We start from the raw sequence: 22,006 nt of genomic DNA on the forward strand, positions 1-22,006 counted from the left end.
TCAGTCGAACATCGGCACCTTGACCTGGCGGCCCAGTCGCCACACCGCGTAGGTCAGCGGCACGCCCGGACGGTAGGCCAGGTGGGTGACCGACGGTGCGTCCAGCACCTGGAGATCCGCGCGGGCGCCGACGCGGACGACGCCGACGTCGTCGCGGCGCAGCGCTCGCGCACCGCCCGCGGTCGCCGCGTGCACCGCCTCGGCCACCGAAAGTCCCATCTGCAGAACGGCGGTCGCGACGCAGAAGGCCATCGAGGTGGTGTAGGAGCTGCCGGGGTTGGCGTTGGTCGCGAGTGCGACCGTGGCGCCCGCGTCCAGCAGCGCGCGGGCCGGTGCGAGGCGCTGCCTGGTCGACAGATCGCAGGCGGGCAGCACGGTGGCGACGGTGTCCGAGGAGGCCAGCGCCTCGATGTCGGCGTCGGTCAGGTAGGTGCAGTGATCGACGCTCGCCGCGCCGTGCTCGACCGCCAGTTGAACGCCGGGGCCCTCGCCGAGCTGATTGCCGTGTACCCGCAGACCGAGGCCGTGTGCCTTGGCGGCGCGCAGCACCCGATCGGACTGGTCCTGGTCGAAAGCGCCTGTCTCGCAGAACACATCGGCCCAGCGGACATAGGGCGCGACGGCGTCGAGCATGTCGCCGCAGACCAGATCGACGTACTTCTCGGCGTCCATGTCGTTCGGGACCAGGTGCGCGCCGAGGAAGGTCACCTCGTCGGCGGCCGCGGCGGCGAGCCGGGCCGAGCGGAGTTCGTCGGCGACGCTGAGGCCGTAGCCGGTCTTGGTCTCCAGGCAGGTGGTGCCCTGCCTGCGCGCCTCGGCGATGTGCCGCGCCAGGTTCACCGACAGCTTGTCGTCGGAGGCGGCGCGGGTGGCGGCGACCGTGGTGGCGATGCCGCCCGCGCGATACGGCCGTCCCGCCATCCTGGCCTCGAACTCGGCGGTGCGGTCGCCGGCGAAGACGAGGTGGGTGTGGCTGTCCACCCAGCCGGGCAGCGCGGCCCGGCCGTCGAGGTCGATGCGGTCGTCGGCGGCGGGCGCGTCCGTCGCGGGGCCGACCCAGGCGAACTGCTCCCCGTCGAGGACCACCGCGGCGTCGCGCAGCGGGCCGTCCTCGGTGTTGGTGGTGAGTTCGCGGATGCCGGTGATCAGGGTCGACACAGTGCCTCGATTTCCTCTCGCAACACGGTTTCCGGATGTTGCACCTGTAGGTGGCGATGCTCGGACACGACCGGTCGACCCGCGACGACCACCGATCGGATGTCGCTCGCGGTCGCGGCGAACAGCGCGGCGGCCGGGGCGGTGCCCGCGGTGCGGATCGAGTCGAGGTCGATGGTGACCAGGTCGGCCGCGGCGTTCGGGGCGATCCGGCCGGCCTCGGGCCAGCCGATGGACGCGTGGTCGGTGGCGGCGCGGTAGAGGTCGGCCGGGCTGAAGCGGCCGCGGGCGCGGCTGGCCAGTCGCTCGTCGAGTTCGAGGGCCCGCCATTCCTCGAAGGCATCGATCACGGCGTGGCTGTCGGTGCCGAGGCACAGGACGACGCCCGCGTCGGCCAGCGCGCGGGCCGGGCCGATGCCGTCGCCGAGGTCGCGTTCGGTGGTGGGACAGAAGCACGCGCGGGTGCCGCTGTCGGCGAGCAGGGCGATGTCGGCGGTGGTGAGGTGGGTCGCGTGCACCGCGACCGTCTGCGGGCCGAGCAGGCCCGCTTCGGCCAGCAGTGCGGTCGGGGTAACGCCGTGTGCGGCAAGACAATCGGTGTTCTCCGACGGTTGCTCGGAGAGGTGGACGTGCAGTGGGCGGCCCTTGGCGGCCTCCGCGACCACGGACAGCGCCGCGGCGGGGACCGCGCGCACCGAATGCGCGGCGACGCCGGTCCGTACCAACTCCTGCTTCGGGGTGAACGCGGCGGCACGTTCGGCCCACGCGTCGACGTTGCCGTCACTGAACCGAAGCTGGTGCTCCCCCAGTTCCGCGCCGAAACCGCCTGCCAGATAACACGTATCGAGCAGTGTGAGTCGAATACCGGCATCGTCGGCGGCCGCCGCGAGGGCTGCGCTCATCGCGTTCGGGTCCGAATACCGCGCTCCGCCCGGGGCGTGGTGCAGGTAGTGGAACTCGCCGACGCTGGTGTATCCCGCCAGCACCATCTCGGCGTACACCGCCCGCGCGAGCCGGTAGTAGGAGTCGGGATCCAGCTGGGCGGCAACGGCATACATGCGTTCACGCCAGGTCCAGAACGTGCCCTGATCGTGCTGGGTCCGCCCGCGCAGCGCACGGTGGAAGGCGTGCGAGTGCGCGTTGGCGAAACCGGGGATCGTCAGTCCGGTCAGCACGGTGCCGGTTCGCTCGGTGCCGCTGGTGACCGACTGGATCGTCGAGCCGTTGACCTCGATCGTCACCGCCTCGGCGACACCGTCCGGCAGCCAGGCGTATTCCGCCCAGTACGTGCTCATCCGGCCAGTTCCTCGAGAATCCGCGCGAGACTCTGTGCGCCGCTGTCGATATCGGCGGGCTCGGCGAATTCCTCAGGGGCGTGGCTGATCCCGGTCGGGTTGCGCACGTAGAGCATGCCGGAGGGGACGTGCCCGGCGAGGATGCCCGCGTCGTGCCCGGCGCCGGTGGGCAGCGCGGGTACGCCGCCGAGCACCTTGTCCATCCGGCCGCGCAGCGTCTCGTCGAAAACGACGTCGTCCGAATAGGACTCCTCGGTGACGGTCAGCTCGCATCCTTCGGCGGCGGCGGCCTCCCGCGCGGCCTCGGTGATGTCCTCGACCAAGGCCGCGGTCCGGCCGTCACCGGCCACCCGGGCGTCGAGCCACAAATCCACGCTGGACGCAATGACATTCGTGCCACCCGGGTTCGGCACCAGCCTGCCGACCGTGGCCCGCGCGTCGGACATCGCGGCGGCGGCCCGGCGCGCGGCCGCCACCACCGTCGCGGCGGGCAGCATCGGATCGTGCCGATCGGTCAGCCGGGTCGCGCCCGCGTGATTTCCCTGGCCGGAGAACGAGAATCGGTACCGGCCGTGCGCGATGATGCTGCTGCCGGTGGCGACCGGACTGTCCAGCTCGATCAGCCCGCGCCCCTGCTCCACATGCAGCTCCACGAAACACCCGATCTGGGCGAGAGATTCGGGATCCGCGCCGAAACGCTTCGGATCGTGCCCCGCCTTCACCGCCGCCTCGGCCAGCGTCACGCCCTCGGAATCCCGCAGATTCCGGGCCCGATCGGGGTCGATGGCGCCGGTGAGCAGTCGCGAACCCAGACAGGGCACGCCGAACCGCCCGCCCTCCTCCTCCGCGAACACCAGCACCGCGAGCGGCTTGGCCGGCGTAAAACCCTTGCCCTGCAAGATCTCCACCGCCGCGAGCGCGCTGGCGACGCCGAGCGGACCGTCGTACGCGCCGCCGCCGGGCACCGAGTCGAGGTGACTGCCGGTGACGACCGCGCCGGCCCCCGGGCTTCCCCACCAAGCCCAGATATTGCCGTTGCGATCGGTGTTCACGTCCAGCCCGCTGTCCAGGGCCTGGTCGATGAACCAGTCCCGCAGCTCGAAATCGGCGTAGTCGTAGACGTGCCGCGAGTAGCCGCCGCGCCGGGAATCCCGGCCGACCCCGGCGATCTCGTTCATCAGCTGGTTCACGCCCACGGCGTCGCTCCTGGTCTGCTCTGGGGTCTGGTTCACGGCGCCTCGTGCATCGGAATGCGCACGCCGCGTTCGGCGGCCACCTCGGTGGCGCGGTCGTAGCCCGCGTCCACGTGCCGGATCACGCCGGTGCCGGGGTCGTTGGTGAGCACCCGCTCGATCTTCTGCGCGGCCAGCTCGGTGCCGTCGGCCACGCACACCTGGCCGGCGTGGATGGACCGGCCCATGCCGACGCCGCCGCCGTGATGGATGGACACCCAGGTCGCGCCGGACGCGGTGTTCAGCAGCGCGTTGAGCAGCGGCCAGTCCGCGATCGCGTCGGAACCGTCGGCCATCGACTCGGTCTCCCGGTACGGCGACGCGACGCTGCCGGAATCGAGGTGATCGCGACCGATCACCACCGGCGCGGACAGCTCGCCGCTGGCCACCATCTCGTTGAAGCGCAGGCCGGCCAGGTGCCGCTCGCCGTAGCCGAGCCAGCAGATGCGCGCCGGAAGCCCTTGGAAGGCAACGCGTTCGCTGGCCATCCGGATCCACCGGCGCAGCGACTCGTTCTCCGGGAACAGGTCGATGATGGCCCGGTCGGTGGCCGCGATGTCCTTCGGGTCACCGGAGAGCGCCGCCCAGCGGAACGGGCCCTTGCCCTCGCAGAACAGCGGGCGGATGTAGGCCGGGACGAAGCCGGGGAAGTCGAAGGCCCGCTCGCAGCCGCCGAGCTTGGCCTCCCCGCGCAGCGAGTTGCCGTAGTCGAACACCTCGGCGCCCTTGTCCAGGAAGCCGAGCATGGCCCCGACGTGCTCGGCCATCGACTCGCGGGCCCGGTCGGTGAACTCGTCCGGCTTCTTCGCCGCGTAGTCGGCCCAGTCCTCCACCGCGATGCCGCGCGGGAGGTAGGCCAACGGGTCGTGCGCGGAGGTCTGGTCGGTGACGATCTCCGGGTCCAAGCCGATCGCGAGCAGCTTCGGCAACACTTCGGCCGCATTGCCGATCAGGCCGACGGACAACGCCTTTCGCTGCCTGCGCGCGTTCGAGACGCGGATCACCGCGTCGTCCAGGTCGGTCGCGATCTCGTCGAGGTAGCGTTCCTGCACCCGGCGCTGGGCCCGGGCCGGATCGCACTCGATCACCAGCGCGACGCCGCCGTTCATGGTGACCGCCAGCGGTTGCGCGCCGCCCATGCCGCCGAGCCCGGCGGTGAGCGTGAGCGTGCCGGCCAGGGTGCCGCCGAATCGCTTGTCCGCCACCGCCGCGAACGTCTCGTAGGTGCCTTGCAGGATGCCCTGCGTGCCGATGTAGATCCAGGAGCCCGCAGTCATCTGCCCGTACATGGTCAGCCCGAGCGACTCCAGTCGGCGGAATTCCGGCCAATTCGCCCAGTCGCCAACCAGATTGGAGTTGGCGATCAGCACCCGCGGCGCCCACTCGTGCGTGCGGAACACGCCGACCGGCTTGCCCGACTGCACCAGCAGGGTCTCGTCGCGCTCCAGCTCGGTCAGCGACCGGGTGATCGCGTCGAAGCTGGCCCAGTTCCTGGCCGCCTTGCCGGTGCCGCCGTAGACCACCAGATCCTGCGGCCGCTCGGCCACCTCCGGATCGAGGTTGTTGTGCAGCATCCGCATCGCCGCCTCGGTCTGCCAATTCTTGGCAGTCAGCTGCGTGCCCCGCGCCGCCCGAACTATCCGAGTCATGAAATCGCCGCCCTTCCAGCACAATCGAGATCCAGTGAGCCGCGAGTCGCGGCAGATGTGGCGTTCATTCGCCGAGGTGTGGTGCGACCGCGCGGGTGAGTTCACCGGAGCGGACCAGCGCCTCGGCGGCGGCGATCTCCGGCGCGAGATGGCGATCCGAGCCGGGACCGTCGACCTTCGTGCGCAGCAGTTCCAGCGCCGCGCCGGTGGCGGGGGCCGGACGCATCGGCGCCCGGAAGTCCAGTGCCCTTGCGGCCGTGAGGTATTCGACGGCCAGCACGGTGGTCAGACCGTCCACCGCGGTGCGCAGCTTGCGGGCGGCCGACCAGCCCATCGAGACGTGGTCCTCCTGCATCGCGCTGCTCGGGATCGAGTCCACCGACGCGGGCACGGCCAGGCGCTTCAGCTCGCTCACCACGGCGGCCTGGGTGTACTGGGCGATCATGTGCCCGGAGTCGACACCAGGGTCACCGGCCAGGAAGGCCGGAAGTCCGTGCGAGCGTGCGACATCGAGCATCCGGTCGGTGCGGCGCTCGGCCATGCTCGCCACGTCCGCCACCGGAATGGCGAGGAAGTCGAGCACGTAGGCGATCGGCGCGCCGTGGAAGTTGCCGTTGGACTCGAGCCGGCCGTCGGCCAGCACCACGGGATTGTCGACGGCGGAAGCCAATTCGCGACCGGCGACCAGCTCGGCGTGCGTGACGGTGTCCCTGGCCGCGCCGTGCACCTGCGGCGCGCAGCGCAGCGAGTAGGCGTCCTGCACCCGATTGCAGTCCGGCCCACGGTGACTCGCCACGATCTCCGAACCGGCCAGCGCGGCACTGATCCGCGCCGCCGAACGCGCCTGACCCGGATGCGGGCGCAGGGCTTGCAGATCCGCCGCGAACACCCGGTCGGTGCCGAGCAGCGCCTCCACGCTCATCGCCGCGGTGACATCGGCGACGTCGAGCAGCATGTGCAGGTCGGCCAGCGCGAGCACCAGCATGCCGAGCATGCCGTCGGTGCCGTTGGTCAGGGCCAGGCCTTCCTTCTCAGCCAGCACGACCGGCTTGATCCCGTTGGTGCGCAAGGCCGTTGCCGCGTCCGTCACGGTGCCGGCGGCGTCGGTGACCTCACCCTCGCCCATCAGGGCCAGGGCCACCGCGGCCAGCGGCGCGAGATCGCCGGAACAGCCGAGCGAGCCGTACTCGTGCACGATCGGGGTGATGTCGGCGTTGATCAGCGCGGCCAGCGCGGCCGCGGTCTCCGGCCGGATCCCGGTGTGGCCGGTTGCCAGGGTGCGTAGCCGCAGCACCATCAGCGCGCGAACGACCTCCCGCTCGACCGGTCGGCCCGCGCCTGCCGCGTGCGAGCGGATCAGCGAACGTTGCAGCGCGACCCGGCTCTCCTGCGGGATGCTGTGCGTGGCGAGCGCGCCGAAGCCGGTGGAGACGCCGTAGGTCGGCACCGTCCCCGCGGCCAGCGCGTCGACGTGCGCCCTGGCCTGCGCCAGCCGGTCTTCGGTGGCCGCGCTCAAGTGGACCTTGGCGCCGAGGCGGGCGACGGCGACGACCTGTTCGCCGGTCAACGGTCCGTCTAGCGCCACGGTCGGTAGCTGTGCAGTTTCGGGCATGGGGTCCATTCCACCGTCAGCGCGGGCAGTGGAGAATGAGGGACGGTGCGATAGTGTCTGATATCCAAGACTTGCCGAGGAGATGGCATGGGAACGAGCAGCGACGTCCCGGCGTTGCGCCGTGGCCTGGCGGTGTTGCAACTACTCGCGGGGCGCGCGGGCCCGATCTCGGCGTCGACCATCGCGCGCGAACTCGGCCTCCCCCGGTCTACCACCTATCACCTGCTCGGCGAGCTGGAGTCGGCCCGCTTCGTCACCCGGCTACCCAGCGAGCGCCGCTACGGGCTCGGCATCGCCGCGTTCGAACTCGGCTCGGCGTACCTGCGTCACGATCCGCTCGAGCGGCTGGCCGGGCCGCTGCTGCGTGAGCTGGTCGAGCAGGTCGGGCACAACGCGCACCTCGGCGTGCTGCACGGCAACGAGCTGCTCTACCTGATCAAGGAACGCCCGATCCGCCCGGAAACGCTGATCACCGGGGTCGGCGTGCGGCTGCCCGCGCATCTGACCGCCTGCGGGCGCGCGATCCTCGCCTACCTGCCCGCCGCGCAGATCCGCGCGCTGTTCCCGTCCGCGTCGTCGTTCGTGCGGCGCACCGAGCGCGGGCCGAACTCACTCGCATCGCTGCGCACGGTGCTGGCCGTCGAACGCAATCGCGGCTGGGCCAGCGAAGACGGGCACGTGACACCGGGTTTCGCCTCGGTCGCCTATCCCGTCTTCGATCACAACCAGCGCCCGATCGCGGCCATCAGCGTCACTTTCCGGCACCACTGCGAGGCCACGCCGTGCCCGGCCGACTGGACACCGCTGGCCGATCGACTCCGCAGTGCCGCCGACAGCCTCACCCAGCGCATCGGCGGTCGCGTCGGCTAGAGCTTGCGGCCGATGCCGCCCCACGCCGCCGACGGCGCCTCGCTCGTGGGTTCGGAGCTGTCGGCGCGCCACTGGTTGACCGGCACGATGCCGGGTTCGACGAGATCGAGATTCTTGAAGACCTCGCGGACCTGATCGACACTGCGCACGTAGTACGGAACCGCGCCGGTTTTCGAGTAGTAGTCCGATAGGCGCACCAGCCGTGGATCTTCGGTGGTGCCTTCGTACATCGCGAAATAACTTCCGGACGGAATGGCTTCCTGCAACGCGCCGGTTATCCGGATAACGTCGTCCCAGGTGCGCGCGTGACCGAGAACGCCCATGAACATGACCGCGATCGGTTTGTTGAAGTTCAAAATGTTGCGCGCTTCGGTGACCACCTGGTCGGTATCGTGGAAATCCGCTTCGATCAGCGCGGTGACGCCTTCGTCGGTGGTATTGATCAACAACGCGCGGGCATGCGCGAGCACGAGCGGATCGTTGTCCACGTAGACGATCTTGGACTCCGGCGCGTAGCCCTGCGCGACCTCGTGCGTGTTCTGCATGGTGGGCAGGCCGGTACCCACGTCGAGGAACTGCCGGATGCCACCCTCCTCGGCGAGGTAGCGCACGACGCGCATCAGGAACTTGCGCGATTGCCGAGCCATTGTCCCGATTTCGGGAAATACCGACTCGCCCGACTCGCCGGCTATTCGATCGACTTCGTAATAATCCTGACCACCGAGCCAGTAATTCCAGATACGGGCGGAATGTGGTACATCGGTGCGGATCAGCCGATCGCTTTCGCGGACCATGATGCGGCTCCTCGAGAGGTGGTACGTGCGGCTGACTGTACAAGCGTCCAAGGGCTCACGGCGGCGAATTCAGACATAAACACCGAAGAGTCAGATCGGACACGAGTCGCGTGTTCCGCCGAACGCTCGGAAGGTGGTTCTCGCCAGCCCGGGGGCTCCGACACTCTACATCCAGGGATGTCCAGGACTGTGACCGGCAACACCTCCCGATTGGTTGTGCACAATTTAATTGAGGACTACATTGTTGGACATGACCGACGACCATCTCACCCTCGATGAGCAGATCTGCTTTCCGCTGTACGCGGCATCCCGGGCGATGACCGCGGTCTACCGGCCGAAACTGGAACGGCTCGGGCTGACCTACCCGCAGTACCTGGTGATGCTCGCCCTGTGGGAACGCGACGGGCGTAGCGTCGGCGAGGTGTGCCACGCACTCGCGTTGGACTCCGGCACGCTGTCTCCCCTGCTCAAGCGGCTGGAGGCGGCGGGCTTCGTCCGTCGGCAGCGCGCCGCCGACGACGAACGTCGCGTCGACATCGAACTCACCGACCGCGGACGCGCCCTGCGCGCCGAGGCCCGCGGTATCCCGGCCGAAATGGCCGAGGCCAGCGGCCTGTCCGTGGACGAATTCCTGGCTTTGCGCGCAACCCTGCGGCGACTGACCAGCGCACTCTCGGCACCACCGATCGAAGGAGAACAGTCATGAAGATCCTGTACACCGCTGAGGCCCTGGCCACCGGCGACGGCCGCAACGGCCACGCCCGCACCACCGACGGCAAGGTCGACGTCGATCTGGCCACCCCGCCGGAGATGGGCGGCAGCGGCGCGGGCACCAACCCCGAGCAGCTGTTCGCGGCGGGCTACGCGGCCTGCTTCCATTCGGCGCTGCGCCTGGTCGGCAAGCAGGCCAAGGCCAATGTCGACGACTCCGCGGTCGGCGCGAAGGTCGGCATCGGCCCGAACGACGCCGGCGGTTTCCAGCTGGCGGTCACCCTCGAGGTGTCGCTACCCCATCTGTCCCGCGAGGACGCGCAGGCCCTCGCCGACAAGGCACACCAGGTGTGCCCGTACTCCAACGCCACCCGCGGCAACATCGACGTCGATGTCGTTGTCGCCGAAGACTGATCGGAGGAGCAAGCCATGCGTGCGGTAGTCATCGAGAGTTTCGGCGAACCGAAGGACGTACTGAGCACGGCGGAACGGCCGCAGCCCGAACCCGGCGAAGGTGAGGTGCGGGTCGAGCTGATCCTCGCCCCCATTCACAATCACGACCTCGCCATCGTGCGCGGCGTGTACGGCTACAAGCCGCCGCTGCCCGCGATCCCGGGCACCGAGGGCGTCGGCCGGATCGACGCGCTCGGCGCGGGTGTGACCGGACTCGCTGTCGGCCAGCGGATTACGGTCTCCGGCGCGCAGAACGTGTGGGCCGACTACTTCGTCGTCAAGGCCGGTCAGGTCGTGCCGGTGCCGGACGCGGTGTCCGACGAGACCGCCGCGCAGCTGCTGGCCATGCCGCTCAGCGCGCTGATGCTGCTCGAGGATCTCGACGTGGCGTCCGGCGATTGGATCGCGATCAACGCGGCCAACGGCGCGGTCGGGCGGCTGGTGAATGTGCTTGCGCGCCAACGCGGAGTCAACGTGCTGAACCTGGTGCGTGGGCCGAAGTCGGTCGAGGCGTTGCGGGCGGCCGGTTTCGAGCCGGTCTTCGACACCGAGGCCGAGGGGTGGCGCGATGCCGCCGTCGCCGCGATCTCAGGCGCGCCGATCGTGCGGGCCGTCGATCAGGTCGGCGGACGCGCGGCCGGCGATGCGATGGCGTTGCTGGCGCCGAAGGGCGAGCTGATCTCGTTCGGCGCGCTGTCCGGCCAGCCGATGACGTTGAGCCCGAGCGATCTCATCTTCAAACAGACTGTGGTCAAGGGCTTCTGGGGCTCCAAGCGGATCGAGGAGACCTCGGCCGAGGATCGCCGGCGGTTGATCGGTGAACTGGTGACCGCGGCGGCGCAGGGCGTGCTGAAGCTCGACGCCGAAGCCACCTACCCGCTGGACGCGGCGGCCGACGCCGCCGTGGCCACCGAGAGCCCGGGACGCAGCGCCAAAGTCATGCTGGCGCCGAAGGTCTGACGCGCTACGGGCGCAGTTCGAGCACGGCCATGGCGGCATTGTGACCGGGGATGCCGCTGACCCCGCCGCCTCGTACTGCGCCCGCGCCGCAGAGCAGGACGTTGCGGTGACCGGTCGCGACACCCCAGCGGGTAGCCGGGTCGGTGTCCGAGTCGTCCTCGCGATAGGGAAAGGCCAAGTCGCGGTGGAAGATATGACCGCCGGGTAGGCCCACCTCCTGCTCGAGATCGAGCGGGGTCTTCGCTTCCAGGCACGGATCGCCGTTCTCGTCCACGGCCAGGCAGTCGCTGATCGGCTCCGCGAGCACCGAATCCAGCTGGGCTATGGTCGCTTTCAGCAGTTCGACCTTGGTGCCCGCTGGGTCCTTGGCGAAAAGCTTTGCCGGTGTGTGTAGTCCGAACAACGTGAGTGTGTGCGCGCCCTGCGCGGCCAACTCCGGCGACAGGATCGACGGATCGGTCAGCGTGTGGCAGTAGATCTCCGACGGCGGCGCGGACGGAATCCGCCCGATCGCCGCCTCACCATAGGCGCGATCCAGCTGCGCATACGATTCGCCGATGTGGAAGGTCCCCGCGAACGCTTCCCGCGGGTCGACCGAGCTGTCCCGTAACCGAGGCAGTCGCGTCAACAACATGTTGACCTTCAATTGCGCGCCTTCGGGTTTCGCCTCCGCAGGCGCACCGAGCAAACGCGCGAGCTCATGCGGCGCGGCATTCACCAGCACGTGCCCCGCGCCGACCACCCCGCCCGCATAACGCACTTCCGCTGCGCGCCCGTCGGTTTCGATCCCGGTCACCGCACACTCCGTGACGATCTCGGCACCGGCGGATCGCGCCGCCTCGACCAGCGCATCCGTCAACGCCCCCATGCCGCCCACCGGCACATCCCAGTCCCCCGTGCCACCCCCGACCACGTGATACAGAAAGCACCGATTCTGCCGCAACGACGAATCGTGCGCATGCGTGAACGTCCCGATCAACGCATCGGTGAGCACCACCCCACGCACCGTGTCATCGGCGAACTCGGACTCCACAACCTCCCCCAACGGCCGCTCGAACAACGCCCCCCAAGCAACCTCGTCATCGACGATCCCCCGCAACTCGGCCCGCGTCGGCAACGGCTCCGTCAACGTCGGAAACACCCGCTCCGCCAGCCGCCCCGTCATCCCATAAAACCGTTGCCACGCAACGAAATCCCGAACCGACCCGGTCAACCCGACAAAACTGTCCCGAGTCCGCTCCGCCGACCCGGTATCCACCAACAACCCGCCGTCCCCCACCGGCGTATACGAAGAAATCCGCCGCCGCCGAGTAACAAACGACAACCCCAACTCCTCGACAATCCGCCGAGGCAACAAACTCACCAAATACGAATACCGCGACAACCGAGCATCCACCCCCGCAAACACCCGCGAAGACACCGCCGCCCCACCCGCACTCCCCTGCCGCTCCAACACCACAACCGACCGCCCAGCCCGCGCCAAATAAGCCGCAGCCACCAACCCGTTGTGCCCGCCCCCGACAATCACCACGTCATAAGACCCCTGCGTCGGCTCCATCCGTCCTCGATAGCACGAAACCCCCCGATCGGCACCCCAACACGGCAAAGATCCGACCAGTCGCCGCCGAATGGACGCCGATATCACCGACTGCAACCCCACGTCGTGAACCGACTGGTCCCCTGTCCGGGATTCCCGTCGCCGCTTTCTCGACGCGGTATTCTCTACGCATCGAATAGATCGAAAGCTTAACGGATGCAATCGATTCCGTTGTATAGAGGCTTTCGTCACAAGGAATGGCAAGCTCATGATTGTGGTCTTCATTGCCAAAGACATCGATGTTCTCGAGGCCGGATACGACGACTCCGCCTACAAGCCGGCCACGTTCGGCCGCGCGTACGCCTACAGCAAGAAACTCTGGCCCTGTGCCACGCTGGGCAAGACCGAGAACCTCTTCATCACCGCCTACGGCGACGAGGACTCCATCGGCGACGAGGACTCCACCCCGGGCAAGGGTCCGGTGATCGATCTCGACGCGGACCAGCTCGCCGGCATCATCAAGGCCATCCTGCCCGGCGGCTACACCGGCAATATCTACATCTCGACCTGCAATTCCTTCAAAATCGCCCAGGCGGTCGCGGCGAAGCTGGGCATGCTCGTCGGCGGCGATGTGTACGGCACCAAGAAGTCCATCGACTACGCCATCCAAGGCCCGAGCGGTAGCAATTGGTCGCTTGCCGGGTGACGGCCGGGCCGAGTCAGAGGTCCAGTACCAGGACCCCTGACTCGGCCCGCGATACGCACAGCATCATGGTGTCACCCCGCGCCTGCTCGGCGGCGGTGAGCAGCGAGTCGCGGTGATCGATCTCGCCGGACAGGACCGCGGTTTCGCAGGTACCGCAGGTTCCTTCGCGGCAAGAGGTCACGATGGGGATGCCTGCTCGTTCGAGGACGTCGGCAATGGATTGCTTGGCACCGATCCGGAAGGTTCGGCCCGTGCTTGCCAGTTGCACGTCGAATTCACCGTTGGGCGCGAATTCCATTGGGCGAGGGACGAATCGCTCGACGTGGACCGGCAGGCCCTGTCGGGTTCCTTCGGCTTCTACGGCGGCGAGGAGGGGTTCGGGGCCGCAGCAGTAGACGGTGGCGTCGGGGTGGGTGGTGAGGATGTCGGCGAGGGGTAGGAGGCCGTGTTCGTTCTGCGGCAACAGTTTTGCGGCCGGATGCTTGGTGGTCAGTTCGTCGGCGAAGGCCATGTGCGCACGGGTGCGGCCGCCGTAGTAGAGGGACCAGCGGGCACCGGCGGCTTCGGCGGCGGCGATCATCGGCAGGATCGGGGTGATTCCGATGCCGCCGGCGACGAACAGGTAACTTTCGCGCGTGACCAGCTCGAAATTGTTGCGCGGCTTGGACACTCGTAACTCGGTGCCGGGCCGCGCGGTGCGGTGCAGATGACGTGATCCGCCGCGGCCCTCGGGCTCGTGCAGCACCGCGATGCGCCAGCGGTCCGCCGCCGCAGGGTCACCGCACAGCGAATACTGGCGGACCCCCGCATCACCTACCGCGACATCGATGTGCGCGCCCGGTGTCCAACTCGGCAACTCCCCGCCGAGGGCGGACAGCTCGAGCGAGAACACGCCTTCGGCCTCGTCGCGGCGCGCCGACACCCGTACCGGAAACTCAGTCATTTCGGCCTTCTTTCGCGGGGTTGGTCGTCGCGATCACGGTCTCGGACATCCCCTGGCCACGCAGCAGGCGAACGGGCAGTCGATTCGGGCGATCGACGTTGACTATCGCCCCGACTCAGACGGCCCCGCGGCCCCGAAACTGGCGCCATGACGACTGTGGGGCAATTGGTGGACAAAACCACCCAGTTCATTCGTGACCAGGTCGTTCCGGTGGAACGCGAGGTCATCGTCGACGGGCGGGTGATGGACGACGCGCTGCGCCTCGACCTGCAGAAGAAGGCGAAGGAGGCGGGCGTGTTCGGCCCGCTGTCCGACCCGAAGTACGGCGGCCTGGGCCTGGACACCCGGGCCCAGGCCCAGGTGCTGGAGGCGGCGGGCGCCAGCCTGCTCGGCCCGATCGCGGTGAACGCCTGGGCGCCCGACGACGGCAACATCCATCTGCTCGCCCATGTGGCCAATGCCGAGCAACAGGAGCGCTACCTGGCGCCGCTGGCCTCCGGTGAGGTCCGCTCGGCCATCGCCATGACCGAACCGGCCCCCGGCGCCGGCTCGGACCCCGGCATGTTGCAGACGGTCGCCGAGGAGACCGACGACGGCTGGATCATCAACGGCGCCAAGCACTTCACCACCGGCGCGCAGGGCGCCGCGTTCACCATCTGCGTGGCCCGCACCGGCGACGGGCCGACGATGTTCCTGGTCGACGCCGACAACCCGGGCCTGCGGGTCGGCCGCCGGATGCCCACCCTGGACCACACCAGCGCCCCCGGCGGGCACTGCGAGGTCACCTTCGTCGATTGTGTCGTCCCCGATTCCGCCGTACTCGGCGAGGTCGGTCAGGGTCTGGCGCTCGCCCAGGTGCGGCTCGCCCCGTCCCGGCTGGTGTTCTGCATGAACTGGCTCGGCCTCGCGGTCCGCGCGCACAAGCTCGCCATCGACCACATCAGCACCCGAACCTCGTTCGGCGTCCCGATCGCCGATCACGGTCTGGCGCAGGGCATGGTCGCGGACAACGAGATCGACATCGCCGCCGCCCGCGGCGTGATCCGCACCGCCGCCGAGACCATCGACGCGCAGGGCCCGACCTCCTCGCAGGCGCGCCACGACGCGTCGATCGCGAAAACCTTCGTCTCCGAGGCGGTCTGGCGGGTCCTGGACCGCGCCGTGCAGCTGCACGGCGGCCTCGGGGTCTGCGAGGACTACCTGGTCGCCCGATTCCTGGTGGAGGCGCGAGCTTTCCGCATCTACGAGGGACCGTCGGAGGTACTGCGCTGGTCCATCGCCAGGCGCGCACTGCGCAATCGCTGACATCCGTTACCGCTGAAGGGAGTACCGCAATGACCACGCGAGAGATCGCCGGCTTCGCCGCCGCCTACCCCGAACTCGACGGTGCCGCCGTCGACTACGAATACCTGCGCGCCGTGTCCCAGGACCTGGTGCCGTTCGGCCGCCACGTCGGCACCCGGATCACCGAGATCAGCCCGGAGCGCGCCGTCGTCGAGATCCCGGTCGGCGACACCGTCGGCAACCACATGGGCACGGTGCATGCCGGCGCGCTGTTCACCGCCGCCGACATCGGTGGCGCGGCGGCCTTCGTCGGCGCGGCCGCCCCGCGGCTGTCCACCATCGAACGCCTGGTGCTGCGCTCCGGCACCGCGTCCTACCGCAAGCCCGCCATCGGCCGGATCCGCGCCATCGCCACCGTCGACGAGCGCGAGCTGGCCACGGTGCTCGAGGCCACCGGGTCGAACCGATTCGAGTTGTCCGGCAAGGCTTCTCTGGTCGACGACAGCGACGTGGTCGTCGCCAAGTTCACCTTCGACTACGTCTGCGACGTGACCATCCCGGAGTCGGACCGGTGACGACCACGGCCCCGAAGAAGAGTTCCGAATTCACCACCCTCGAGTCGACGACCGTCTCGACCCCCGACGACGTCACCTTCACCGTCCGCTTCCTGCCCGGCAAGCAGCCCGGCGCGCCGGTGGTGCTGATCCTGCCCGCCATGGCGATGAAGGCGAAGAACTACCTGCTGCTCGCCAAAGAGCTGAACGCCCAGGGTCTTTCGGTCGCCACCTGCGACCTGCGCGCGCACGGCGAGGCCCAGCCGGAACTCGGGCTGCACCGCAATTTCGGCTACCGGGAAATGCTCGAGATCGATATGCCCGCAATCGTTGCCGCTGTGCGGCAACGCTTTCCGGACGCGCCGATCCACCTGTTCGGCCACAGCCTCGGCGGACAGGTCGCGCTGCTCTACGCCGCCGCCGAACCGGACAATGTGGCCGGCGTGACCGTCATCGGCACCGGCACGGTGTTCTGGTGGGCGTTCGGCCCGCGCCGCTGGTTCGAGGCGCTGAGCCAGATCCAGTGGATCGGCCTGGTGTCGCGTTGGAAGGGCCACTGGCCCGGCGGCGTGCTGATCCCCGCGCCGATGCCCGGCGGCGTCATGCGCGACTGGGCGATGCACTCGCTGACCAGCTACTACCGCCCCAAAGGCTCAGCGCGGCAATACAACACGCTGCTGCGCAACCTGACGAAGCCGGTGCTGGCCATCTCACTGTCCGACGACGTCCTCGGCCCGAAGTCCAATGTCGACTTCCTGGTCTCCCGGATGCCGAAGGCGCACGTCACCCAGTGGCACATCGACGAGGACTCGCCGGTCGAGCATCGCGATCACTTCACCTGGGTCAAGGATTCCCCGGCGATCGCGGCCAGGGTCGCGACCTGGATTGTCGCCGGCGAACTGCCCGGCTGAGGAGAACTGGTGGCAAGACTGCGAATCGATAAGGTGTCGAAGCAATTCGGCGCGACCTACGCGGTGCGCGAGGTGAGCCTCGACATCGCCGACGGCGAGTTCCTGGTGCTCCTGGGCCCCAGCGGCTGCGGCAAATCCACGCTGCTGCGGATGATCGCCGGCCTGGAGGATCCGACCGGCGGCCTGATCCTGCTGGACGACAACGACATCACCCACCGCGCGCCGCAACAGCGCGACTTGGCCATGGTGTTCCAGAGCTACGCGCTCTACCCGCACCTGACCGTGGCCAAGAACATCGGTTTCCCGTTGCGCGCCAGGCACACTCCGCGGGCGAAGATCGCCGAGCGGGTGGCCGAGGTGGCCGCCATCCTCGGGCTCGACGCACTGCTGCGGCGCAAGCCCGGCGCCCTGTCGGGTGGTCAGCGACAGCGAGTCGCGCTGGCCCGCGCCATGGTTCGCGATCCCGGCGCGTTCCTGATGGACGAGCCGCTGTCCAATCTGGACGCCAAGCTGCGCAGCGCGACCCGCGCCGAGCTGATCGCGCTGCACCGCAGGCTGGGGGCGACGTTCCTGTACGTCACCCACGACCAGGTCGAGGCGATGACCATGGCCGACCGGATCGCGCTGCTCAACGAGGGCCGGGTGGAGCAGGTCGGCACCCCGACCGAGCTGTACGACCGGCCGCGGTCCACCTTCGTGGCCGGCTTCCTCGGCGCACCGCCGATGAACCTGTTCCCCGGCATCGTCACCGAACGCGACGGCAAGCTGTTCCTCGTCGCCGACGGCATCGACGTCGAATTGGCCATCACCGCAGCGGATTTCGGCAGCACGGTCGACGTCATCGCCGGCATCCGCCCCGAGCAGCTGCGCCTCGACGTGACCGCGGCCGACATCCGCGGCGAGGTGCGCATGGTGGAGAACCTCGGCAGCGAGGAACTGATCCACTTCAGCACCGGCGAGCACACCCTCTGCGCCCGCGCCCCGCGCCCCGCCGGGGTTCAGGCCGACGACAGCATCGGGCTGCGCGTCGATCCCGCCCACATCCACCTCTTCGACCCCGAATCCGGCTTGCGCATGACCTGGCAGGAGCCACAACCGGATTCGCTCCGCGAGGGCACCGACGAAGTCGTCGCCGTCGCCTGACTCGTGACAACGCTGTCCGACATCACCGAAATATGAGGAGAACACCGTGAACCGCACCGCGCCCATCTTGGGCATGGTGTTCGCAACCACCGTCGCGCTCAGCGCTTGCGGCGGACTCGGGAGCACCAGCACAGATTCGAACTCCAGCACCGCGCAGATCCCGGACTTGACGCCGGATCAGCACGTGGCCATCGTGTTCGAGTCCTACAACTACGGACTCGCCGGAGCGTGGACCGATACCTTCAACACGCTCATCGGCGACTTCCGCAAGAAGTTCCCGAACATCACGGTGACCGCGCAGAAGCCGCAAGGCAACAGCCCGAACCCGGCCACGGACACCATCTCCAGCATCCAGAACCAGACGGTCGCGGGCACCCCGCCGGACGTCGCGCAGCTCGGCTTCAGCGACCTGGACTACACCGTCCATCAGCTGGGCGCCAAGCCGCTGGACACGCTGGTCTCCAAGCAAGAGGTGCAGCGCAACTTCGACGGCGCCAAGTACCCGTACGCGCCGAAGGCCCGCACCCTCGCCGATTGGGACGGCCACACCTACGGCGTGCCGTTCGTCTTCTCCACCCCGGTGCTGTATTTCAACGCCTCGCTGTTCACCGAGGCCGGGCTGGATCCGGCCAAGCCGCCGAGCACCTGGCAGCAGGTCGCCGAGGCGTCCGCCGCGATCACCGGCAAGACCGGTAAGGGCGGCGTCTATGTCGACTGCCTGACCAAGACCGCCAAGGACTGGTGCTTCCAGTCGCTGGTCCGGTCCAACGGCGGCCGGGTCATCTCCGACGACCGCAAGTCGCTGACCTTCGCCGACGCGCCCGTCGTCGAGGTCGCGCGGCAGCAACAGCAGCTCGTCGAATCGGGCAGCATGCCCAAGCTCAACCAGAAGCAGGGCTACGAGGCGTTCGCCCGCGGCGACATCGGCATGATCCTGGAGACCAGCGCGATCCAGGGCACCTTCACCACCGGCGCCAAGGACAAGTGGGACCTGCGCGCCGCGCCCATGCCGAGCTTCGCCGGCAAGCCGACCGTGCCGACGAATTCCGGTGCGTCCCTGCACATCCTGTCCAACGATCCGGCCAAGCAGCGCGCGTCCTGGGAGCTGATCAAGTTCCTCACCAGCGAAGACGCCTACACCAAGATCTCGCAGGGCATCGGCTACCTGCCGCTGCGCACCGGTTTGATGGACGACCCTGCCGGACTGAAGGATTGGTCGGCGAAGAACCCGTTGTTGCAGCCGAACGTGGCCCAGCTGGCGAACATGGAGCCGTGGATCTCCATGCCGGGCACCAACTATCTCCAGATCCGCGACGGCATGATGGACGCGGTCGAGGCGATCGTGTTCCAGGGCAAGGATCCGCAGTCCACCTTGACCGCCGCCAAGGAGCAGGGCGCCAAACTGCTGCCCGCCTCATGAGCGGCGTCACGATCGTCCAGCTGACCGACACCCACATCCGGCCCGCCGGGGAACGGGTGCACGGCAAGGTCGACACCTACGAGAACCTCACCCATGTGCTGCAACAACTTCGGGCCTCGGGGCAACGGATCGACGCGCTGGTGCTGTCCGGAGACCTGACCGACAACGGATCACCGGAGGCGTATCGGCGGCTGCGCGACGCGGTCGAGCCGGTGGCCGCCGACCTCGGCGCGCAGACGGTGTACGTCATGGGTAATCACGACGAGCGCGCGGTATTCGGCACCGAACTGCTCGGAACCGATGCCGCGGCAATCGATCCCGACTTCACCCACGACAGCGTCACCGACGTCGCCGGGTTGCGGGTCATCGCATTGGACAGCACCACCCCGGGTCGCCACGACGGCAGGCTGGAACCGGAACAGCTCGACTGGCTCGCCGGTGAGCTGCGCACGCCCGCGCAGCACGGCACGCTGCTCGTGCTGCACCACCCGCCGATCCCGTCGCCGATCGCGACCACCGAGTACCTCAAGCTCGAACAGCCCGAGCTGCTGGACGAGGTGCTCTCGGGATCCGATGTGCGGCTGATCATCTGCGGACACAACCACCTGACCGGTGCGTCCGTGCTCGGCGGCATCCCGGTCTGGATCGGACCGGCGCTGTCCTACCGGATCGATCCGATCGCACCGGTCGGGCGGCACCGCGGGCTGGTCGGATTCGGTTACAGCCGCATCGATCTGCTCGGCTCGAACCTGGTGGCCACCGCGATCGAGGCGACCCCCGCCGAAACCGTCTACGACAGAACGGAACAGGACGTGCTCGATCAGCTCGCCGCGTTGGCCGCGGCCGAGACCAGGTAGGTCGATGTTCGTCATCGAAACTCCGCGCGCCGCCGCGGAGGTGGCCGAACCGGTCGCTTCCCCGGCGCCGCCGCCGCACCGCCTCGCCCGGTTCCGCCGGGCGGGGCGGTTCGTGGTGCCGTATCTGTATCTCGCGCCCGCGCTGTTCCTGCTCGTCGTGTGGACCTACCGGCCGCTGGTGCAGGCGTTCGAATTGTCCACCTACTCCTGGAATCTGCTGCCGACCTCGCCGATGAAGCCGGTCGGCACGGGCAACTACGAGCGACTGATGGACCTGCCCGCGTTCTGGAACTCGATCGGCCGCACCGGCGCGCTGATCGTGGGCATGCTGCCGTTCACCGTGATCCTGCCGGTGCTGATCGCGCTGGCGAGCAAGCGCGTGCACGGGCGGGCCAGGACCATCTATCAGGCGTTCATCTTCGTGCCGTTCCTGGTGGCACCGGTTGCGGCGGCGGCGGTGTGGCGCTGGCTGCTGCATCCCGGCAGCGGGTTCGTCGACCAGCTGATCGGCTCGAACCGCAACTGGGTCTACGACGTGAGCACCGCGCATATCGTGATCATCGCGATCACCGGCTGGCAGCTGCTCGGGTTCTCCGTGCTGGTGGTGTGGGCCGGATTGGCCGGCATCAGTGGGGATTACCACGAGGCGGCCCAAGTCGACGGCGCGAGCCCGAGCCAGATCCGGCGCTGGATCACCTTGCCGCTGCTGTCCCCCACGGTGATGTTCCTCGTGCTGACCACCGTATTGCTCAGTCCCGTCCTGACTTTCCCGCTCATCGACTCGATGACGCAGGGCGGTCCCGCGCAGGCCACCACGAATATCTATTACCTGCTGTGGGACTACGCCTTTCACAGCTTCGACGCCGGGCTCAGCGCGGCCGCCGGAGTGCTGTTGTTCGCCGGATTCGGCGTGATCGCCGGGATCCTGGTGTGGATCTCGGAAAAGGTGGCCTTCCATGATGATTGATCGTCTGCGGACCGCGGGCAGCCACGTGCTGCTCGCGGTGACCGCGATTGTCTGTATTTTCCCGATCTACTGGCTGTTCGCCACCTCGCTGCGCCGGCCCGAGGACGTCACCTCGCTGTCGCCGATCCCGTGGCCGATCTCGTTCGCCAACTACACCGACGCCGCCGACAAGGTGGACGTGGTCGGGCTGATCGGCAACACCTTCTTCATCGCGGTGCTGTCCGCGGTGGGGCAGTTGCTCGTCGCGCTGCTGGCGTCCTACGCGTTCGCGATGTACACGTTCCCGTTCCAGAAGATCCTGTATCTGGCGTTCGTCGGCACCTGGCTGGTGCCGTTCCAGGTGACCATGCTGCCGAACTACGTGTTGCTCACCCAGCTCGGGCTGATCAATTCGCTGATCGGCGTCGTGCTGCCGACGCTGTGCTCGGCGCTCGCCGTGCTGCTGTTGCGTCAGCACATGGCCAGTTTTCCCAAGGAGCTGGTCGCCGCCGCCAAGATCGACGGCCGCTCCTCGTGGTCGATCCTGTGGACCGTGGTGGTGCCGAACCTGCGGCCCGCGCTGGCCGCGCTGGGCATCCTGCTGTTCATCAATGCCTGGAACGAGTACTTCTGGCCCGCGGTGGTGCTGCGGCAGTCCAACAGCGTGCTCCAGCTCGGGCTGCGCAGCTTCATGGGCACCGAGGGTGATCAGTGGGGGCCGATGATGGCGCTGGCCAGCCTCGCCTGCCTGCCCGTCCTGGTGATGTATCTGCTGTTGCAACGCCACATCGTGAACGCGTTCGTGCGGTCCGGACTTAAGTAGGTTCAGGCCGTCGATTACGAATCGGTACGCAAACTGAGATTCCGCTCACTCGGCGGTGCGGAGACCGCGATCACAGGACATCCTGATCTGGCTGGGAACACCACGGCCGGCGATCGACCCGGGCGCTGAACAGGTGCGGAGCGAATCGTCG

The 22,006-nt window shown here is 68.5% G+C and carries 21 protein-coding genes; 13 read left to right on the forward strand and 8 right to left on the reverse strand.

Features of this window, described 5'->3' with window-relative positions:
* The 5 genes from hutI to hutH form a co-directional block, all read right to left on the reverse strand.
* The gene (gene hutI, locus AB0M22_RS33695) at positions 1-1,158 is read right to left on the reverse strand and encodes an imidazolonepropionase (RefSeq protein ID WP_364735538.1); all 1,158 of its coding nucleotides are present in this window, start codon (positions 1,156-1,158) and stop codon (positions 1-3) included.
* Positions 1,146-2,450: a formimidoylglutamate deiminase gene (locus tag AB0M22_RS33700; protein WP_364735540.1), complete on the reverse strand. Its 1,305-nt coding sequence runs from the start codon at positions 2,448-2,450 to the stop codon at positions 1,146-1,148. Before AB0M22_RS33700 ends, hutI begins: the two co-directional genes overlap by 13 nt.
* A complete protein-coding gene (locus AB0M22_RS33705) occupies positions 2,447-3,646 on the reverse strand; it encodes an allantoate amidohydrolase (RefSeq protein ID WP_364736106.1) in 1,200 nt (399 codons plus the stop codon). The genes AB0M22_RS33700 and AB0M22_RS33705 overlap by 4 nt, the downstream gene beginning before the upstream one ends.
* A gap of 32 nt (positions 3,647-3,678) precedes the next feature.
* The gene (gene hutU, locus AB0M22_RS33710; RefSeq protein WP_364735542.1) at positions 3,679-5,331 is read right to left on the reverse strand and encodes a urocanate hydratase; all 1,653 of its coding nucleotides are present in this window, start codon (positions 5,329-5,331) and stop codon (positions 3,679-3,681) included.
* A 64-nt stretch (positions 5,332-5,395) separates the two neighbouring features.
* Positions 5,396-6,943 carry a histidine ammonia-lyase gene (gene hutH, locus AB0M22_RS33715; RefSeq protein ID WP_364735544.1) on the reverse strand — a complete coding sequence of 516 codons (1,548 nt, stop codon included), beginning with the start codon at positions 6,941-6,943 and terminating at the stop codon, positions 5,396-5,398.
* Positions 6,944-7,030: 87 nt separating this feature from the next.
* Here hutH and AB0M22_RS33720 point away from each other — a divergent pair, with 87 nt between their 5' ends.
* On the forward strand, positions 7,031-7,813 hold the full coding sequence (locus tag AB0M22_RS33720) for an IclR family transcriptional regulator (protein ID WP_364735546.1): 783 nt from the start codon (positions 7,031-7,033) through the stop codon (positions 7,811-7,813).
* On the opposite strand, the gene AB0M22_RS33725 is transcribed toward AB0M22_RS33720, so the two are convergent.
* Entirely contained in the window at positions 7,810-8,607 is a 798-nt protein-coding gene (locus tag AB0M22_RS33725) for an SAM-dependent methyltransferase (RefSeq protein ID WP_364735548.1), read from the reverse strand. The two genes, AB0M22_RS33720 and AB0M22_RS33725, sit on opposite strands and share 4 nt — an antisense overlap.
* A 250-nt stretch (positions 8,608-8,857) precedes the next feature.
* Between AB0M22_RS33725 and AB0M22_RS33730 the strand changes: the two genes are divergently transcribed.
* From AB0M22_RS33730 to AB0M22_RS33740, 3 genes are read left to right on the forward strand one after another with little or no spacing between them, the layout of a single operon-like run.
* Positions 8,858-9,313 (forward strand): MarR family transcriptional regulator, encoded by a 456-nt coding sequence (locus AB0M22_RS33730; protein ID WP_364735550.1) that lies wholly within the window; start codon positions 8,858-8,860, stop codon positions 9,311-9,313.
* A complete protein-coding gene (locus AB0M22_RS33735; protein WP_364735552.1) occupies positions 9,310-9,732 on the forward strand; it encodes an organic hydroperoxide resistance protein in 423 nt (140 codons plus the stop codon). The genes AB0M22_RS33730 and AB0M22_RS33735 overlap by 4 nt, the downstream gene beginning before the upstream one ends.
* A 15-nt stretch (positions 9,733-9,747) precedes the next feature.
* Positions 9,748-10,731 (forward strand): zinc-binding dehydrogenase, encoded by a 984-nt coding sequence (locus tag AB0M22_RS33740; RefSeq protein ID WP_364735554.1) that lies wholly within the window; start codon positions 9,748-9,750, stop codon positions 10,729-10,731.
* Positions 10,732-10,735: 4 nt separating this feature from the next.
* Here the strand turns inward: AB0M22_RS33740 and AB0M22_RS33745 are convergent, their stop codons facing one another.
* A complete protein-coding gene (locus AB0M22_RS33745) occupies positions 10,736-12,289 on the reverse strand; it encodes an NAD(P)/FAD-dependent oxidoreductase (RefSeq protein ID WP_364735556.1) in 1,554 nt (517 codons plus the stop codon).
* Between the two features lie 247 nt (positions 12,290-12,536).
* On the opposite strand from AB0M22_RS33745, the gene AB0M22_RS33750 reads away from it, so the two are divergent.
* Positions 12,537-12,974: a hypothetical protein gene (locus AB0M22_RS33750; protein WP_364735558.1), complete on the forward strand. Its 438-nt coding sequence runs from the start codon at positions 12,537-12,539 to the stop codon at positions 12,972-12,974.
* Positions 12,975-12,987: 13 nt separating this feature from the next.
* Here AB0M22_RS33750 and AB0M22_RS33755 read toward each other — a convergent pair whose 3' ends face one another.
* Positions 12,988-13,917, reverse strand: coding sequence for a PDR/VanB family oxidoreductase (locus tag AB0M22_RS33755; RefSeq protein ID WP_364735560.1), 930 nt, complete (start codon positions 13,915-13,917; stop codon positions 12,988-12,990).
* Between the two features lie 147 nt (positions 13,918-14,064).
* Between AB0M22_RS33755 and AB0M22_RS33760 the strand changes: the two genes are divergently transcribed.
* Genes AB0M22_RS33760 through AB0M22_RS33795 form a run of 8 tightly spaced genes read left to right on the forward strand, consistent with a single transcriptional unit; the run spans position 14,065 to position 21,855 of the window.
* Positions 14,065-15,222 carry an acyl-CoA dehydrogenase family protein gene (locus AB0M22_RS33760; RefSeq protein WP_364735562.1) on the forward strand — a complete coding sequence of 386 codons (1,158 nt, stop codon included), beginning with the start codon at positions 14,065-14,067 and terminating at the stop codon, positions 15,220-15,222.
* A gap of 29 nt (positions 15,223-15,251) precedes the next feature.
* On the forward strand, positions 15,252-15,776 hold the full coding sequence (locus AB0M22_RS33765) for a YiiD C-terminal domain-containing protein (RefSeq protein WP_364735564.1): 525 nt from the start codon (positions 15,252-15,254) through the stop codon (positions 15,774-15,776).
* A complete protein-coding gene (locus AB0M22_RS33770) occupies positions 15,773-16,666 on the forward strand; it encodes an alpha/beta fold hydrolase (protein ID WP_364735566.1) in 894 nt (297 codons plus the stop codon). The genes AB0M22_RS33765 and AB0M22_RS33770 overlap by 4 nt, the downstream gene beginning before the upstream one ends.
* 9 nt (positions 16,667-16,675) lie before the next feature.
* Positions 16,676-17,809, forward strand: a complete 1,134-nt coding sequence (locus tag AB0M22_RS33775) for an ABC transporter ATP-binding protein (RefSeq protein ID WP_364735568.1) — start codon at positions 16,676-16,678, stop codon at positions 17,807-17,809.
* 46 nt (positions 17,810-17,855) lie between these two features.
* Complete coding sequence (locus tag AB0M22_RS33780) at positions 17,856-19,229, forward strand: ABC transporter substrate-binding protein (protein ID WP_364735570.1); 1,374 nt, start codon at positions 17,856-17,858, stop codon at positions 19,227-19,229.
* Positions 19,226-20,086, forward strand: coding sequence for a metallophosphoesterase (locus AB0M22_RS33785; RefSeq protein WP_364735572.1), 861 nt, complete (start codon positions 19,226-19,228; stop codon positions 20,084-20,086). The genes AB0M22_RS33780 and AB0M22_RS33785 overlap by 4 nt, the downstream gene beginning before the upstream one ends.
* A gap of 4 nt (positions 20,087-20,090) precedes the next feature.
* Entirely contained in the window at positions 20,091-21,053 is a 963-nt protein-coding gene (locus AB0M22_RS33790; protein ID WP_364735574.1) for a sugar ABC transporter permease, read from the forward strand.
* Positions 21,043-21,855: a carbohydrate ABC transporter permease gene (locus AB0M22_RS33795; protein WP_364735576.1), complete on the forward strand. Its 813-nt coding sequence runs from the start codon at positions 21,043-21,045 to the stop codon at positions 21,853-21,855. Before AB0M22_RS33790 ends, AB0M22_RS33795 begins: the two co-directional genes overlap by 11 nt.
* Positions 21,856-22,006: the final 151 nt, after the last annotated feature.

Origin of the sequence: Nocardia sp. NPDC051756 (genome assembly GCF_040681495.1) — a bacterium.
GTDB lineage: Bacteria > Actinomycetota > Actinomycetes > Mycobacteriales > Mycobacteriaceae > Nocardia.